At 28.5% G+C, this 17,294-nt stretch carries 13 protein-coding genes; 6 read left to right on the forward strand and 7 right to left on the reverse strand.

The annotated features are described in order from the left end of the window. Genes AANAER_RS04870 through AANAER_RS04885 form a run of 4 tightly spaced genes read left to right on the forward strand, consistent with a single transcriptional unit; the run spans position 1 to position 4,631 of the window. Positions 1-1,431 (forward strand): efflux transporter outer membrane subunit, encoded by a 1,431-nt coding sequence (locus AANAER_RS04870; RefSeq protein WP_129082974.1) that lies wholly within the window; start codon positions 1-3, stop codon positions 1,429-1,431. After that, the gene (locus AANAER_RS04875) at positions 1,415-3,520 is read left to right on the forward strand and encodes an FUSC family protein (RefSeq protein WP_129082973.1); all 2,106 of its coding nucleotides are present in this window, start codon (positions 1,415-1,417) and stop codon (positions 3,518-3,520) included. Before AANAER_RS04870 ends, AANAER_RS04875 begins: the two co-directional genes overlap by 17 nt. Continuing rightward, entirely contained in the window at positions 3,520-3,720 is a 201-nt protein-coding gene (locus tag AANAER_RS04880) for a DUF1656 domain-containing protein (protein WP_044415550.1), read from the forward strand. The genes AANAER_RS04875 and AANAER_RS04880 overlap by 1 nt, the downstream gene beginning before the upstream one ends. Positions 3,721-3,728: 8 nt before the next feature. Then, positions 3,729-4,631, forward strand: a complete 903-nt coding sequence (locus AANAER_RS04885) for an efflux RND transporter periplasmic adaptor subunit (RefSeq protein WP_129082972.1) — start codon at positions 3,729-3,731, stop codon at positions 4,629-4,631. A gap of 4 nt (positions 4,632-4,635) precedes the next feature. Here the strand turns inward: AANAER_RS04885 and AANAER_RS04890 are convergent, their stop codons facing one another. Both AANAER_RS04890 and AANAER_RS04895 read right to left on the reverse strand, forming a co-directional pair. Further along, on the reverse strand, positions 4,636-5,454 hold the full coding sequence (locus AANAER_RS04890) for a LysR family transcriptional regulator (protein WP_129082971.1): 819 nt from the start codon (positions 5,452-5,454) through the stop codon (positions 4,636-4,638). 9 nt (positions 5,455-5,463) lie between these two features. Further along, positions 5,464-6,207 carry a sulfite exporter TauE/SafE family protein gene (locus tag AANAER_RS04895; protein ID WP_044415545.1) on the reverse strand — a complete coding sequence of 248 codons (744 nt, stop codon included), beginning with the start codon at positions 6,205-6,207 and terminating at the stop codon, positions 5,464-5,466. Between the two features lie 157 nt (positions 6,208-6,364). Here AANAER_RS04895 and AANAER_RS04900 point away from each other — a divergent pair, with 157 nt between their 5' ends. After that, positions 6,365-6,703, forward strand: a complete 339-nt coding sequence (locus tag AANAER_RS04900) for a DUF6172 family protein (RefSeq protein ID WP_129082970.1) — start codon at positions 6,365-6,367, stop codon at positions 6,701-6,703. A gap of 17 nt (positions 6,704-6,720) precedes the next feature. Here the strand turns inward: AANAER_RS04900 and AANAER_RS04905 are convergent, their stop codons facing one another. Both AANAER_RS04905 and htpG read right to left on the reverse strand, forming a co-directional pair. Beyond that, a complete protein-coding gene (locus AANAER_RS04905) occupies positions 6,721-7,920 on the reverse strand; it encodes a RelA/SpoT domain-containing protein (protein WP_129082969.1) in 1,200 nt (399 codons plus the stop codon). Positions 7,921-8,149: 229 nt separating this feature from the next. Next, entirely contained in the window at positions 8,150-10,063 is a 1,914-nt protein-coding gene (htpG, locus tag AANAER_RS04910) for a molecular chaperone HtpG (RefSeq protein WP_129082968.1), read from the reverse strand. A gap of 166 nt (positions 10,064-10,229) precedes the next feature. On the opposite strand from htpG, the gene ciaB reads away from it, so the two are divergent. Continuing rightward, positions 10,230-12,110, forward strand: a complete 1,881-nt coding sequence (gene ciaB / locus AANAER_RS04915) for an invasion protein CiaB (protein WP_129082967.1) — start codon at positions 10,230-10,232, stop codon at positions 12,108-12,110. 19 nt (positions 12,111-12,129) lie between these two features. Here ciaB and AANAER_RS04920 read toward each other — a convergent pair whose 3' ends face one another. The 3 genes from AANAER_RS04920 to AANAER_RS04930 form a co-directional block, all read right to left on the reverse strand. Further along, positions 12,130-12,606 (reverse strand): glutathione peroxidase, encoded by a 477-nt coding sequence (locus AANAER_RS04920; RefSeq protein WP_129082977.1) that lies wholly within the window; start codon positions 12,604-12,606, stop codon positions 12,130-12,132. Between the two features lie 133 nt (positions 12,607-12,739). Further along, on the reverse strand, positions 12,740-13,558 hold the full coding sequence (locus AANAER_RS04925) for a tetratricopeptide repeat protein (protein ID WP_129082966.1): 819 nt from the start codon (positions 13,556-13,558) through the stop codon (positions 12,740-12,742). Further along, complete coding sequence (locus AANAER_RS04930) at positions 13,555-17,289, reverse strand: hypothetical protein (protein ID WP_129082965.1); 3,735 nt, start codon at positions 17,287-17,289, stop codon at positions 13,555-13,557. Before AANAER_RS04930 ends, AANAER_RS04925 begins: the two co-directional genes overlap by 4 nt. Positions 17,290-17,294 lie beyond the last annotated feature (5 nt).

Genomic DNA, 17,294 nt, shown 5'->3' on the forward strand with positions numbered 1-17,294 from the left:
ATGAAAAAAATCATATTTAGTTTATTGTCGGTTTTTCTGTTTTTAGGTTGTGTTCCTAATATAGAAAAACAAAAAGTTATAAAAGATACGAAAATAGAACAAGAGTTTATAGAAGATTTAAACAGTTTTCAAAGTGTTAATTTGAAGTTGCAAAACAATTGGTGGAGAAAATTTGAAGATAAACAGCTGAACTCTTTGATTGAAAATGCTATAAAAAATACTCCTTCTTTAAAGGCTTTAAAACAAAGATATGCAAAAGCAAACTCTCTTGTAAAAATGAGAAAATCCGCAAATCTGCCAAATATCGGTTTTGGTGCAGATGTATCAAGACAAAGATTTAGCGAAAATTATATATTTCCCGCTCCTTTGGGAGGAAACTATTACAATCTTTATCAGTTTGGTTTAAATCTTGATTATGAGTTTGATTTTTGGGATAAAAGAGCCTCCTTGATTAGAGCTTCTTTAAATGAAGCCTTGGCTCAAAAAGCATATATAAAAGTAAAAGAGTTGTCTGTCTCAACTTCAATCGCCAAATTATATATTTCATTAAATTATAAAAACAGAGAGTTAGAACAGCTACAGATTTTGAAAAAAATTACAAATGAAAAACATCATATTTTAGACAAAGTTCACAAATTGGGTTTATCAAATAGAAAAGAGATAAATGAAAGTGGCTCTTCAATAGAAAAAATCAATCAAAAAATCTCAGATCTTAGAATTGAAATAGAGGATATAAAAAGATCAATCGCAATTATTTCAGGAATGATGCCTTCTCAAATGGATAAGTTAGAAAAAACTGATATTGCAGATGATTATAAAGTTTTTATCCCAAAAGATATTCATTTGGATATTTTGTCTCACAGACCTGAAATTGCAATGCAAAAATATCTTTTACTTAGTAAAAGCGCATATATAAAAAATGCAAAAGCTCAATTTTATCCGAATATTAGTTTAAACGGATTATTAAATTTTACATCATTTCCTTGGTCAAGTCTGTTTAATCATACCTCTTTTGCTCCTTTAGGCGCAGTTGCTTTTTCTCTGCCTTTGTTTGATGCAGGGAAAAGAGAAGCAAATTTGAATATAAAAGTAAGTGATTACAATGAGCAAGTGCAGCTTTATAATCAAAGTGTTATAAAAGCCGTAAATGAAGTGGTAAACTCTTTGAGAAAACTTGAACTAACAAAATCAAATTTAAAATATCAAGATGAAATTTTAAAAAAGAAAAACAAAAATTTACAAATAGAAAAGAGAATTTATGAAATAGGTTTAAACAATAAAATCTCTTATCTTAACTCAAAACTTCTTTTACAAGAAGAGATTTTAAAAAATATAAGTTTGAAAGATAAAGAGTTAAATGCACAAATTGATTTAATCAAAGCTCTTGGTGGCGGATATAAAAGTGAGAGAATAGATGTTAGCCATAACTAAAGAGAATTTTAAATTAGCTGCAAATGAGTGGACAAGTAAGGATTTACCAGGGTTTATTTATGTTCTAAAATCAGTTACAGCTTCACTTTTGGCTTTATGTTTATGTATGGTTTTTAACTTACAAATGCCGCAAACATCCGTGTTTACACTATTTATCGTAATGCAGCCTTTTAGCGGACTTGTTTTTTCAAAAAGTTTTTACAGACTTATTGGAACAGTTTTGGGAACTATTATGGCAATTGCTCTATTAGGAGCTTTTGCACAAGATAGAGTCTCTTTTACGATATTTTTTGCTCTTTGGGTGGGACTTTGTTCTGCTGTAGGATTTATGGCAAGAAACTTTATGACATACGGATTTGTTCTTTCAGGTTATACGATTGCTCTTGTAACTATGCCTATAATGGAAACTCCTTCAGAAGTTTTTAATTTCGGTATTGATAGGCTCTCTGAAGTTCTAATAGGACTTTTGTCTGCAAGTTTCGTAAGTGAAGTACTTTTCCCTCAAAATCTTTCAAAATCTTTGATAAAAAGCGAAAAAAACAAGTTTAAACTTATATTGGAAAATTTATTAAACAAACAAAGCCTTTTTAATTTTGAAACACCTACTATTAATTACAGCAGAGATATATTAGGTTCAGACTCATTAAGAGTCAACAGCTCTTTTGAAACAAATTTAAAAAAAGTTGATAAAATCTATTATAAAAGATTGAATTTTGAGTTTATGCATATTTGTACAACTTTTTTCTCTTTGAGAAATATAATTAATAACAGCAAAGATGACAAAGTCTTTTTAGAGAGTTTGAAAAAGATTTATGATGATTTTGAAGTTGCTTTAAAAGAGTTTCAAGAAAAACCAATAGAAGCAAAAAATATAAATAGTCTTCTTTTCAAATTAAAAGAGGTAAAAGTAAAATCAAAAAATATAATAGAAGAAGAGAAACAGAGGTTGCAGTTAAACAGTTTTGAATCTCAAAACGATTTTAGAAGTATAACTCATCTTATAAAAAGACTTGAAAACGAGCTTTATGAGTATTGCAATACTTATTATAATTTTATAAGCAAAAACAAAAAAATAAAAATATCTCAAAACTTTACACAAAATTTAAAGTTTTCAACATACAGCGATAATGTATTGATTTTCACAATGATTACAAGAGCTACTTTTGCTTTAATTGTGATGATGAGTTTATGGATGATTACGGGATGGCATTATGCGGTTTTTGCCGTAATTCCTGCTGTTGCAAATACTTTGCTTGTAAGTACGGCACCGAATCCATACGGAATAACAAAAAATATGATTATAGGTACGGTCTTAGGTTTGATAATAACACCGATTTATAATTTTTATCTTATTCCCGCATACGTAAATGATTTATTTACCCTTTGTTTGGTTTTAACGCCTGCTTTGGCATTTATTTCGCTTTTGATGATTTTACCGGGAAAAGGTCTTATGGGATTTGGGATTTTATTGATTTTTATCAATACTTGCGCAATATATACCCACTATAATATGACTTTTGAGTTTTTTGCAGATATAAGTATAGCAACAATTATCGGAATGCTTATCTCAGCATATAGTTTTGTTTTGATGGATTTTGCGTCGAATGCCTGGATTGAATCTAGAGTTAAAAAAGTTCTTAGCAAACAAATAAGCGTATTAACTCAGGATGATTTGGCATTGCAAAGAACGAAACTTGAGATGCTTAATTTTGATTTGATGCAAAGATATTCTATGGTCGGAAGATTAGACAATAAAACAAATTCAAAAATCTTTATTTGGATTTTATCAACACTTGAAATAGGGAAATCTATTATAAATATAAGAAAAAAACAGACAATGTTTACCCAGCGTAAACCTGTCCAAATAAGAATAATACTTAACTATCTTGTAAAACTTTTCAATGAAAAAGATAAAACAGACAAAGATAAAATTGTAGTAAAATTCAAGAAACTTATGAATGATTTAGGTAATAAACATCTAAAATCGGCAAATGACCAAGTTTTGTTAAAAGAGATATATTTAGAGCTTTCTATTATATATTCGATTATTAAAAACAGAAAATTTTTACCTTTGAATGAGGAGAATTAATGGAGCAGATAATATCGCTATTTGGTGTACAAATTCCTACATTGGTTGCAGTTTTTTTATTTGCTGGAATTGTACAAATTGCAATAAACAGAGTTCTGTCAAGTTTGGGTGTATATGAGTTTGTCTGGCATCCTGGACTTTTTAGAACGGCACTTTTTATGTGCATATTTACAACTTTTTCACTTTTAATTTATAAATAAGGATATAAATGAATAATAAATTCGTAAAACTATTAAGATATATTATTACTTTCAGTATTGTAACTATTGCAGCGTTATTAACTTTAAAATTATGGCATAATTATGTGGACTCACCTTGGACGAGAGACGGAAGAATAAGAGCTGATATTACTTTGGTTGCTCCTGATGTAGCCGGAATAATCACAAAAGTTTATGTAAAAGATAACCAGTATGTAAAACAAGGAGAGAAACTTTTTGAAATAGATAAAAAGAGATTTGAGGCAAATATTTCAAAACTAAGTTCCATTGTAAATTTAAAAGAAGCAAACTATAAAATGAGAAAAGCCGAATACTATAAAAGAAGTTTGGGTGATGACAGCGTAATAGCAAAAGATGTGAAAGATGATGCAAAATATAAACTTCTTATGGCAAAAGAGGAGTTAAATGAAGCTGTTTCAAAACTAGAGCTTGCAAAACTTGATTTACAAAGATCAACGATTTTTGCTCCTACTAACGGATGGATAAATAATTTACTTGTAAAACAAGGGGATTTTATAAAAGTAGGGCAGAGCCATTTATCTATATTAAATGAGAATAGTTTTTGGGTATATGGATATTTTGAAGAGCATAAAATTCCTAAGATTCATGTAGGTGATGAAGCAATTATGCAGCCAATGGGAACGGACTTTACTATAAAAGGTCATGTAGAGAGTATAGCAAGTGGTATTACGGATAGAGACAACCAAAGAGGTGCTGGTCTTTTGGCAAATGTCGATCCCTCTTTTACCTGGGTTAGATTGGCTCAAAGAATTCCTGTAAGAATAGCAATTGATGAAGTACCTAAAGAGTATATTTTAAGAGCGGGGACAACTTGTATTATTGAAGTTTTAGAAAAAAATAAAGATGAAGATTCTAAAGAGAAAACTCTTTAAAATCTTATATCTTTAAAGCTCTTAAATAATCTTCAATCATAGGAAGATAATCTTTTCTGCAAATAAGATGAGAATCTAAATTGGAATCAACTTTTGTAAGTTTTACGTCATCAAGGTAACCGAACTTTTCGACTATCTTTTTTGATAAAAGGCTAACTCCATAACCTGCTTTTACACAGCCTAACATCAATTCATAATTTTGAAGTGCGATTGTTTTGTACTTCTCTTTTTTATTCTTTTTTACGTATTCTTGTAAGTATAAACAGTATGTACAACTATTTTTATAAGATAGAACACAATTTTGTGCTTTTTTATTTTTTGGTTCTATAAAATATATTTCATCTTTGAAACTATTTAAAACCTCTATATCTTTGTTGTTTGGATTTCCGTTTACAAAAGCAATATCTATCTCATAATTAAGTAATTTATCTATTAGATTTATGCTGCTATCTATATTAAACTCTATTTTCATATCTTTGAAATCTCTATTTAACATCTCAAGAATAGGGATTAACCTTATTGTTGCATTTGATTGGGTTGAACCCAGTCTTAATAACTCTTGATGATTTATATTCCTCATTTTTAGAGTTGCTTCTTCGACTTTTTTTACAATATCAACTGCATAAGGGTAGAACTTTTCACCTTCAAAAGTTAATACGACGCCTCTGTTTGTTCTATGAAAAAGTTCATAACCCAAACTTTTTTCAAGCTGTTTTATACGAAGAGTTACGTTTGACTGGGTAAATCCCAACTCTTTTGCCCCAGCAGAAATACTTTTCGTATTTGCAACCGAGATAAAAACTTTTAGAAGATTTGAATCCATATCTATCCTTTAAGCACCTAAGGTTTGAATAACCAAAGTTGAAGCAATTATAAAAAGAAGTCCTTTTAAAATCTTTACATATAATTTTGCATCAATTATTTTTTTTACTTTTATTCCTAAATACATTCCGACAAGAAGTACGGCAACACTTATCATAGAGATATTAAAATCTTCCATCGTAAAAGAACCGTAATATAAAAATACGGAAATTTGACCAATTTTAGTAAATAAAAAACATAAATTTGATAACTGTACGGTATCTTTTCTTGAATATTTTAATTGTAAAGTATACATTATCATAAGAGGCGCAACAATATTTGTAAGTCCCGATAACATCCCGCCGAATATTCCCAGTCCGTAAGTTGAAGCTTTCGGATATTTTGATACGAAAGTCGCTTCTATCTTTACAAAAGATTGAAGTAGATATAAAAAAATAATAGCTGCAAGTAAAAGTTTAAAAAACTCTGAATTTGTATAAAGCAATAAAACAGTACCCAAAGCACTACCTATTACCATCAAAGTAATAATAAACCAAAATTTTCTTAACGCTTCAAAAAATTTACCTTCACTTGAAATACTCACAATATTTGCCACCATGGTAGGAATAAGCATATATAAAATAGTTGTTTGCATATCAGTAAACAAAGCTACAACAGGAGTAGAAATCATTCCAAAACCAAAACCGATAGCTCCATGAACAATAGAAGCGAAAAAAAGAGTGAGACAAAGAACGAGAATAAAACTGACGTCCATATGAGAATCCTTAATATTACATATAATTATTAATAATACCAAATGATATTACAGATAATTATAGCTAAAAAGAATAAAAGATAAATAAATCTATAATAAAAAAAGAAAATAGACTAAAAGCCGAAAAACTTAGATACAATTGCAAAAAAGGAATTTTTTGAAAAAAACTTTTAATCTACAAGTAGAAAACAAGAATCAAGATAGAAATGTAGACTCTATCAAAAATGAAATAAGAAAATATATAAAAAGAGAGCAAAAGAAGTCTCTTCCAGAAGGAAAAGATTTTTGGTTTTTTGATTGTAAGTTTGCCAAAGATGAAGATACTCCTAAAGAGATATCCTTTGCAGATATAATAAAATTTGTAAATGAAGCAGTTGAAGCAAACAGTAAAACTTTTTATTTAGAGATAATCTCAAGAGCTGAAGAAAAAGTTGTTGAGGAGGAGATAGTAGAGATAATTGAATTAAGTGAAGAGGGAGAGATAAAAGAAAATTAGTCTTTTTTATAAAGTATCTATTTAAATAAATACTTTATTTTATTTCCTAATCTAAATATACTTGGATTAATTCTTTTGTATGCTTCTTGTAAGGTGACAATATTTTTTATAAAAGTTGTAGAATCTGCAAAATAGTTTGGATATGCAATACCTATATCTTTGATAGAATTAGAAGAGACTAATGCTGCGACATAAGTGTTTCCAAAAAGAATTTGCTTCTCTGCTGTTAAATATTCTTTTGTAGCTTTGTCTATTTCATCAACAGGGAAATAACTACTTTTTAACTGAAAAGTTTCATCTTTTATTTTACTGTTTTCAGAGAATACTTTATCTAATTTTGTTATTTCTATTAAAATATAACCTTCTGAATTTCCATTTTTATTACTTATCAATTGCAAGTGTGTTGCTGTTTTATCTAATGATTTACTGTATAAGTCAAATTTTTTTATAATATCCAATTTCTGTGATAAAGAATATACTTGATATAAAGAGAATTCCATTTTTTCTTTATTTTTTTTATATTCTTGCATATAGTTTTGAAAATTAAATCTTATATTTTCTTCATTTAAAAATATATTTTTTTCAAGAAGAGTAAATTGCTCTGAACAATATTTAAAAAAATTACTCCAGTTTCTATCTTTTATTTGATTTGTTTTTATTGATTGGTCTGTAAATAAATCAACTATTTCTAAAGCAGTAGCCCATGAGTGTTGAGTTTTAGTCCTTATTTGCAATTCTATTTTTCTAAGTTCTCCATGAATATTTGGAAATCGACCTATTAAATGAATACTTTTATAACCATCAGGTTTAGGGTCTTCTATATAATTATTCCTAACTACAAAATCTTTACTTTTTGTTAAAAATCTTACAAGCTTTTGAACTTTCTTTATATTAGAAAATATAATTCTACATCCTCCAATATCATTCATTGTAGTTAATTGCATTTGTTTATTTTTTGAATCACTTGCTTTATATCGATTTAGTTTTTTTATTATTGAATCTGTTCTTTTTAACCTTTTTGCAAAAATTGCTTCTTTTTCAATATTAAAAGATATTTCTTTTAAAAGTTTTTCAGCTAATTCAAGAGGATAAGAATGGTCTTTTCTCCACGCTGATAAAATATTTAGTGCTTTTTCATCCTTAATATTTGCTACTAGTCTTTTACCTGCCTTCTTAATATCATTTTTAGAATACTCGCAATTTTCTAATTTACTCAATTATCATTCCTTTATAAACTATTATATTATTATATCTTTTGATAATTAGTGAAAAATAAATTTTGACTTAGAAATAACTTAATAAGATTATTTTATAATTTAACTACCTTCAAAAGAGTTAATTCTATGAAAATTCAAGGAGAAGTGAAATTTTGACAATTGAGCATAATGAAGGTATGCGATTGAACTAAAAATTTACTTCAACGTAGAAGATTTATGCAAAAGCTTTTTAAAGAGCTTTTGCTGTAATTCGTGATAGTCTTTGTGCAAACGCAACTGTATCTGTGATTTCCATACCTTCACTTAGTTTTGCTTGGTCAAGTAGTACCCACGATACGTCTTCAACTAGTTTTTCATCATTTAAATCTTTTAGTTTAGTAACAATTTCATGATCCGGGTTAATCTCTAAAATAGGTGCTGACTCAGGCATCTCTTGTCCCATAGCTCTCATCATTTGAGCCATTTGTTGCATTTGTGCATCACCTGCGTCTTTTACTACACAAGATGGAGAGTTTGATAATCTATTTGTGATTTTTACCTCTTTTACAGCTTCTCCTAGAGCACCTTTGATTTTTTCGGTGATATCTTTGAATTTTTCTTCAACCTCTTTTTTCTCTTCTTCTGTTTGTTCAACTTTCGGAGGCTCAACTGCTGTAATATCTTTAAATTCCCACTCTTTGTAAGCACCGTACATAGGTGTTATAATCTCATCTATCTCTTTGTCATCCAAGATTAAAACTTCAATATCATTTTTCTTATAACTTTCCAAAAGCGGAGAGTTTCTTAATACGTTCTCATTTTCACCGACGATATAGTAAATAGCTTTTTGTTCACTATCTGCTCTGTCTTTGTAAGCTTCTAGCGAGGTCATGTTATTTTTTTCTGCTTTTGTTGATTTAAATCTTAGTAGTTCTAAAAGTAGTTCTTTGTTTGTGAAATCTTGATAAGCCCCTTCTTTAAGAGGTCTGTTATATTGTTCTATAAACTCTTTGTATTTTTCTTCATCTTTTGATAATTTTTTGATTTCATTTAAAATCTTTTTAACAGAACCTTGTTTGATATTTGCCATAACTCTGTTTTCTTGTAAGATTTCTCTTGATACGTTTAACGGTAAATCTTCAGAATCAATAATCCCTCTAACAAATCTTAAATATGTAGGTAAAAGTTCTTTTTCATCATCTGTAATAAATACTCTTTTAACGTATAGTTTAACTCCCGGTTGATAATCTGCTCTATACATATCCATTGGAGCAGTTTTTGGCACGTAAAATAGTGTTGTATACTCATTTACCCCTTCTGCTTTTGTATGAATTGTAAGCATAGGATCTTGAGAATCGTGAGAAATCGATTTATAAAACTCATTATAATCTTCTTGTTTTAGATTTGATTTTGATTGAGTCCATAAAGCAGTAGCTGCATTTGCTTGTTCTCTTTTATTCTCTTTTGTTTTTTTAGCCTCTTTCCCTGCTTTTTTATCTTCTTCGCTTAACTCTTCCGTTACTTCTTCACTATAGTTTAAGAAAATTGGATAAGCAATATGATTAGAGTATTTTTTTACAATAGTTTCAACTCTGTATTTTGAAGTATAATCTTCTGCTTCTTCATCTTTAAGTTTGATATAAATTACCGTACCGCTTGTATCTTTAATGCAAGGATTTAGTTCAAATTCACCTGTTCCCGTACTTGTCCATTTGTAAGCTGTATCTTCACCTGCTTTTTTTGAGATTACATCTACTTTTTCTGCAACCATAAATACAGAATAAAACCCAACCCCGAATTGTCCGATAAGATTTGAATCTTTTTTTGCATCACCGGTTAAAGCTTCGACAAAAGATTTTGTACCAGATTTTGCAATAGTTCCTATTGAGTTGATTAAATCTTCTTCATTCATACCGATACCGTTATCGGCAATAGTAATTGATTTATCTTCTTCATCAAGTTTTATATTGATTTCACCTGACCAGTCTTCTGGAAGTTTTGCTTTTATATTTTCATCAGTTAGTTTTAAATAGTTTAATTTATCAATTGCATCACTTGCATTGGATACAAGTTCTCTTATAAAAATCTCTTTATTTGAATATAAAGAGTGTGTCATTAAATGTAATAGTTGTCCTACTTCTGTTTGAAATTGATGTTTTGCCATTAATCATTTCTCCTATAATTTTATTTTTATTATATGAAATTTTATCAAAACTTTATAAAAGGAAGCTAAAGTTTTGATACTTTTTAGCACTTTTTAGTTTAAAGTGCTAAAGTTAAGCTTTTTTAATGTTTTGATAAGATAGAATAATTTTCTATAAAGGATTAATATGGAAAATAAAAATTTTTTAAAAGACTTAGCAGAAGTTTACGATTTCCTAGATTCTCAAAAGGAGAGTGTAAACAAATTAATCACTTATGTGGAAAATAAAGAATATGACAAGTTAACTTTAATCGATAAATTTGCAGAAACCTTGAATCTTGAAATGCAAGAGGATTTAAGACTTGCTCTTGTTACAAGAGTAGTAAATTTAAGAGATGATTCTTTAGTTCAAGTTTTAAAAAAACTAGGTAAAAATGAAAATGAAATAATAGAACTTCAAGAAAAAGCTTACTGTTTTGTTCGTGATTTTTGGCATGAAAAACATAAAAATACAATAGATTATATAAAAACAAACAATCTTTTAACACCTTTTTATCAAGAAATTTTTGCAGGCGTTTACAATGTAGGACTTAAAATGTCATCTTGGCAGAGTGCTTGGACAAGACATATTATAAACGGTGTAAACAAAGAGCTTTTAGATATGTTTAACGGTGATGAAAACAAAGTATTTGAATACCTTGAAGAGAACTCTTTATTTGATATGGGACACAATAGTATAGTTGCGGATAGATCTTATTCAGCTTTGGTAAAAGATGAAAAAGGAAACTACTCTTCAAAAGCATACATTAAAGCTTTTAAAGAACAAACAACGGCTGTAGTTGACGCGTTGGAACATTTTGAAGAGAGATTAATAAATTTAGAAGATGAAATTTATGAACAAAAATGGAATTATATCCTTTATATTCAATCTTTAATAAAAGCATTTAGTGAAACCAAAGAGCATAAATTGGTTGAAAGATGGGCAGATGTAGACAGAGCTTGGATGAAGATAAAATCTCCGGTTCAAATAGGTCACCCACTTGAATATTATGAAGATCATTTTAGAAAAGCAGTTGCTTTGGAGTGGGATATTAGACTTACAAATCCCGAATTTACGCAAAATGATCACAGAGTAACAAAAATAAAATCAGCTTTTGAAAAGATTTTTGAAAGTTTAAAAGGTGAAAAAAAATATCAAGATATATATAACTTTTCTTTAAAATCATTGGATAAAGTACAACTTTATATAGGAAGACCTGCGCTGTTTTTCGGTGCAGAATTCAACGGTCTGTTTTCAGCACAAGTTGTACCAAATGATGAAATCGTTTCAAAAGAAGAGGGGAAAAAAATATTTGCATTTGCAGATGAAATTTTACAAACAAGTAGAGCAAAACCTTTTTTAAAACTTACTCAAGAGATTTTTGGACAAAAATTTTTAAGTGAAGACAGGACTTTTTTATTTAATGAACCCGAAGCCTGGCATCAAGTTTATGATATTACGACTATTGGGCATGAGTATGGACACATTTTATGGTGTGATGCTGAAACAGAAGCTGTTATGAACAAAACAGGAAACTTTAAAAATATAGAAGAGTTTAAAGCAACAACAGGCGGACTTATCTCTTTTTTCCTTGATGATTCAAATGATGAAAGAGATTTGGAAAAACAAGTTTTAATGGACACGATAAAAAGAGCTGTAGGCTTAATAGCATGGATGGAAGTTGATGAGGTTCAACCTTATTATTGTGAAGGGCTTATTCATCTAACGGCTTTATTTGAAACTAAAATTTTGGATTGGGCAGATGAAGAGTTGATAATTGATATCTCATCTGTAAAATATGAAAATCTTAAACAATGGTATGTAAAAACATATACAGATTTGGCTAAACACTATTTGGATAAAAAAGATGCAACACAGTTTTTAAACAGATTTGCAAAAAAAGATGAAAAATATTTTATGCCCATAAATCCAAAAATAAACTCTTTTGTAAAATACTATTTTAAAAGATATCAAGAAATAGGGCAAGAATTAGATACAGTTGATTCAAAAGAGAATTATATAAAATAGAAACTATAAAGTTTCTGTTTTATAGTAATGATTTTATCTCTTCTTCAATCTCTTCGGGTTTTGTAATTGAACCGTATCTTTTTAAAATATTTCCTTTCTTATCAACTAAAAATTTTGTAAAATTCCATTTTATAGCATCTATTCCAAGGGCTCCTGAAGCTTCACTTTTCAAATATTTATACAAAGGATCGGCATTTTGTCCATTTACATCAATTTTGGCAAACATATCAAATTTGACCCCAAAAGTTAATTGACAGAACTCTTTTATCTCTTCATTTGTTCCAGGCTCTTGGTTTGCAAATTGATTAGAAGGAAAACCCAAAACCATAAAATTTTTATCTTTGTATTTATCAAATAGTTTCTCCAATCCCTCATATTGTTTTGTAAATCCACATTTGCTGGCAACATTTACTATTAGAAGAACTTTACCTTTGTATTTTGATAAAGAGACTTCATTTCCATCAATATCTTTAACGCTAAAATCATAAATACTCATCGAATAATCCTTTGCATAGATAGTTGTAATCAATAAAACGAAAACTAACAAAACTTTTTTTAATACCATATTTTAATCCTTTTATATTATTGTATTATAAAAACTTTTATTTGTGTATAGAGTTTTATTTATTTTATAATCCTAAGTCACCTTTATATTTTATAGGAAATTCATCTGAGTTTAGTTGAAGTTCATATCCTTTTTTTATGATTTCATTTGGGATTTTCCAATCTTTTTTTAATAAATTCATAACTGATCGGTAACTAAACTTATTTCCTATTAAAGCTATAGCATAAGCAGAAGCTTTGATATCATTATGTAAATCTTCATGGTAAAAAAGAGCTATATTATTAAAAGCTGTATAATTTTTTTCTTTTACTGCTTTTAAATACCATTGTTCTGCTTCTTTATAATCTTTTAATTTCTCATTATAGACAAACCCTAAGTTATTCATTGCATTTACATAACCTTTATTTGCAGATAATTTATAATATTCTATTGCTTTATCATATTTTTGTGTATCTTCATATATAGTCCCAAGCATAAATAATGCTTCTTTATTGCTTTTTTGTATGATTGAGTTATTACACCATTTGATAGCTTTATCATATTGTTTCATCTCTTGAAGTACATAACACGCATAAGCAGAATTATCTGCTGTTGGTTTCATTGAGTTTGAGTATTCAAACCACTCTAAAGCTTTTTGATAATCTTGTAGTTTATTTGCATAAGCATAACCTATTTGGGTTGCTGGGATTGGGTCATATTTAGCTTTGTGCCATAGACTGAGTTTAAAATATTTATTTATATGATTTTCTTCAACTTTTGGCATAGGTAAAGTAAATTTATATTGTACTTCTTGCGTTTGGGTTTTTTGTGAGCCTTTATCCTCACAAGCGCTAAAACTAATAATAAATATAAATAATAGTATTTTAGTTAATATTTGTATCATTTCATTTTTCCTTCTATAAATTGTTTATCTTCAGGGGTAAAGCTAATTTGCTCTATATCATTTATTCTCATAATATAGTTTTCACTTACTCCTCTATCTATGTCTATTTTATATTTAGCATTGACTAATGAACTTAAAACTATCACATACATTTTAAAATTTGCACTATGAGCAGATTGTCCAAATTGTCTATTTTGATAATAAGGGGCTTCATTAGGGAAAAGGTTGAAAATAGAGTGACTATCTCCGCCTTCTAAAGAAGTGACACTAATATCCAAGTATTCACTTCCTTGATATGGAGAATAAAAGAATTGAAATTTTTCATCATCAGATAAATTTTGGGGAATCCCTACAGCATGTTCTACATTAAACCCTCTTTCAATCCCTGCAATAACTGTTCTTCTATTTGTTATTTTATAATCTACTTTTTGTAAAGTGATTCCATAAATAGCAGTTTTAAAAAAACTTATCTCATTTTCTAAAGCTGTATCGAAAAATATTTCATTGGTTTTATAGTTTTGACCTATGAAATTTACAAGAGTTTTTGGAGATTTAAATCCTTGGGATTCTATAGCTTTTAGTTTAGCATTGTGATTGGTTGCCTCTAAAAGATAATATGCTTTGTAATCATTATGATCACTATAATGTTCTATTATCGAATGTATTAAAAAAGCTCCTGGAGAGGTATATTTATACCAGTCATTTGACATAGTCTTATAAAACAATGATTTATACAAATACTTCTCAATATCACTATCAATAACGATATGTCCAAAGAAATACCAAAGTAATTCTAAGATAATAAGTAATATAAAACCAATAATAGTTGCACTTAATAGCAAAGAAACACTTAGCATGGTTTTCATAGCAGAAACAACACTCGCATCATAATCTTCATCACTAAAATAGGATAATGTATTATAAGTTCCTGAGATAATGACCAAAGGAATACCTACAGCATTAATCATTTTTGAGCTACTTTTTACTATGGATTGGAATTTGTTATGTTGTAGAATCTTTTGCATAATCGATTCTACTGCATTACCTTGTTTATTTTTAAATTGAGTTATAAGAGTATCTACTGAAATTTTGACAATATTCACTACATCTCCTACTGCTCCCATGCTATTACCAAAGTTTTTATCTTTTCTATAAATAAAATATCCCAATCCTACCATAGACATTAGCATACTAGCACTTTGCATTTGTACTTTGGCTGTAGTTAGGTTTTTAATTGTTTGGTCTAGCTTGTCTAAATCAATATGTGGGATTTTTTGTAATCTAATTGATTCTTTATTTTTTTTAATTTCATCCAATATATCAATAATATTCCCACTAATACCATTAGCTAAGGCAATGACTCCCATAAACTCTTCCATCCTATCTTTACTTTTAAAAGTTGGGTCAAAGAGCATATCATTGATATTATCTAGTTTGATTTTATTTTTAGCAGGAACTTCTTTTTTATATCTGTCTATAAAGCTTTGAGCTTTACTTTGCAAAGCTCCACCTTGCAAATAGGCATTCATTAGATGATACAATTGCATCTCTAAGTATGCTGTAGATATACCATATTGAGTGAAGATAATATCTTTTTTATCGTCACTTAATTTTTTTCTTTTTTCTGTTGTATGGATCATAAAGTTATATATATGAGTTAATTCACTATTAAAAGGGCTTGTTTCATTTCCTTCTTGTTCAATAAGAATTCTAGGAGCACTTAATAAATGCATGATATTCATATTACTTACAGTATATACCAAATCATCAGAATACTCTATGCTTTGATAGATTTTCAAAAGGGAAGCCAGTTTATTATCTTTGAGTTTACTAAGAATTGCAGGCAGGAGACTTTTTGGTGTAGCTACACCACTGTCTTTATACAATGAAGTTGTTGGGGTATAAATAAACTTTGAAGAAAGATTTACTTTGCCACCATTGGCTTCATAGGATTTTATTTTATGCATGTTATTAAGATTTTCAAATTCTTCTAAAAACTTATCTTCTTTGGTTAAAATTGCGTTATAGCTTTGTTTTTGTTTTTCCACAACATTTTTTATATCTCGTATATTATTGCTTCCTATATTTGGTAGAGGCTGCATTAACTTTAGATGAATATAAAACTCTTCTCTTAATTTATAAAGCGTATCATAATTTTTTGAAGCTTTGAGTTGCTCTTCATATTTATTACTAAAAAATATTGCAAACATCACATACCCTGCAACCAATCTTGCATCTTCTTGAATAGTAGTAAATTCTGAGTCTGACCCATAAAATTCAAGAGTTTTAAAGCCTTGTCGACTCATTTTAGGTTTTTGAAACTTTTGGGCATATTTGTTATAATAGGCATATCTATAATTATAATCAAGCATAGTACCATTAAAAGTAACGCCACTATTAGCAATCATAAGTTTATCCATCACAAAGTCTTGTTTTACTGCATTTGCAGCTAATGTTTTATTAAAAATGGTTTTATTCAAATACGCAGTTTCTTGCATATATGCTTTGGCTATTTTCATAGTTTCTTTATCTAAAAACTCAGCTAAGTTTGGCTTACTAAACAACAAATCCACAAATGTTTTATCTGTATAAAGTAGTAAAATTAATCTTGCATACATATTGGAAAGTTTGGCTGCATCTGATTGTTGTTTTTCATCTATATGAAATAAATCCACCAAATTAGCCACAGTATAACCATACGTATTCTTTTTCTTTATATCATCAAAGATTTTTTTATTATGACTAAAGGCTAACTTATAGTTTGTATAATACTCTTCATATAAATCTTCAATTTCTCCTATAATATCTTCTAAAAAGCCTACTATGATATTTGAATTTTTTTCTCCATTTTTAGGAGTTTGGGCATTTAGGAGTTTTTGTTCAATTTCATTCTTATCTATACTATCAATATCTTTTATATAGATCCCATTTTTTTTACCTAATGTTTTTGGATTTATTTCTAATTTTGGAAGTTTTTGTATATCATCTATATTATTCAATTTGAAATTACTATAATAAATTTGATATTTTGTATCCTCTTCTAAAGGGATAAATTTTCTTAAAACTTCATTTTTTGTATCATGATAATATATATCTTTTACTCTTTCAGCATTTATTCCACCGCTGTTATATATTTTGTATTCTATATACTCATTGTTTTTTACTAAATATACAAAAGCTAAAGTATGAGAATAGATATTATCAAAATCACTCTCTTTTTGATTATTCACATAGGTTTCATCTGCTTTTCTAAAGGCTCTCGATGGGCGTATTGGTTTATATATCTCTCCTGATTTTCTTAAAAGATAAAGCTCATATTTTGTTTTTACCTCTTCTTCTATTTTAATATTTTCTTCTTTTAAAGCCTTTTCTTCTGCAACAACATCTTGATTTTCTAAGCTTGGAATAGATGAAATTTTTGAAGTCCCCTGTCCAGGATTCTTTAGTATTACAGCTCTTCCTTTATCTGTTTTAAATCCATCTGTTCTTAGAAGATAGGTTAAACCGCTTGCAGATACATTTACTTCTGTTCCTGCTGTTGAGATACTAGCTACTTTGGTACAAGGATTTATACTTCTGGGACAAGAAACGGGGGCTCCTAATATATCTTTTAGGTATAAAGGTTTTTTACCTGCAATTTTTAGATTCGGTACAGTTGAAGTTAGAGTTACTTTCCCTCCACACGCACAAGTTATTACTGCTTCTTCTATTACATTATATTCATTACCCATTCTTT

It is taken from the genome of Halarcobacter anaerophilus (assembly GCF_006459125.1).
Taxonomy (GTDB): domain Bacteria; phylum Campylobacterota; class Campylobacteria; order Campylobacterales; family Arcobacteraceae; genus Halarcobacter; species Halarcobacter anaerophilus.

Excerpts from the sequence above, each read along its gene's own strand:
- AANAER_RS04885 (WP_129082972.1), top strand. The coding sequence starts at position 3,729 with ATGAATAATAAATTCGTAAAACTATTAAGATATATTATTACTTTCAGT.
- AANAER_RS04930 (WP_129082965.1), bottom strand. The coding sequence starts at position 17,289 with ATGGGTAATGAATATAATGTAATAGAAGAAGCAGTAATAACTTGTGCG.
- AANAER_RS04875 (WP_129082973.1), top strand. The coding sequence starts at position 1,415 with ATGTTAGCCATAACTAAAGAGAATTTTAAATTAGCTGCAAATGAGTGG.
- htpG (WP_129082968.1), bottom strand. The coding sequence starts at position 10,063 with ATGGCAAAACATCAATTTCAAACAGAAGTAGGACAACTATTACATTTA.
- AANAER_RS04890 (WP_129082971.1), bottom strand. The coding sequence starts at position 5,454 with ATGGATTCAAATCTTCTAAAAGTTTTTATCTCGGTTGCAAATACGAAA.
- AANAER_RS04925 (WP_129082966.1), bottom strand. The coding sequence starts at position 13,558 with ATGATACAAATATTAACTAAAATACTATTATTTATATTTATTATTAGT.
- AANAER_RS04880 (WP_044415550.1), top strand. The coding sequence starts at position 3,520 with ATGGAGCAGATAATATCGCTATTTGGTGTACAAATTCCTACATTGGTT.
- AANAER_RS04870 (WP_129082974.1), top strand. The coding sequence starts at position 1 with ATGAAAAAAATCATATTTAGTTTATTGTCGGTTTTTCTGTTTTTAGGT.
- AANAER_RS04895 (WP_044415545.1), bottom strand. The coding sequence starts at position 6,207 with ATGGACGTCAGTTTTATTCTCGTTCTTTGTCTCACTCTTTTTTTCGCT.
- ciaB (WP_129082967.1), top strand. The coding sequence starts at position 10,230 with ATGGAAAATAAAAATTTTTTAAAAGACTTAGCAGAAGTTTACGATTTC.
- AANAER_RS04920 (WP_129082977.1), bottom strand. The coding sequence starts at position 12,606 with ATGAGTATTTATGATTTTAGCGTTAAAGATATTGATGGAAATGAAGTC.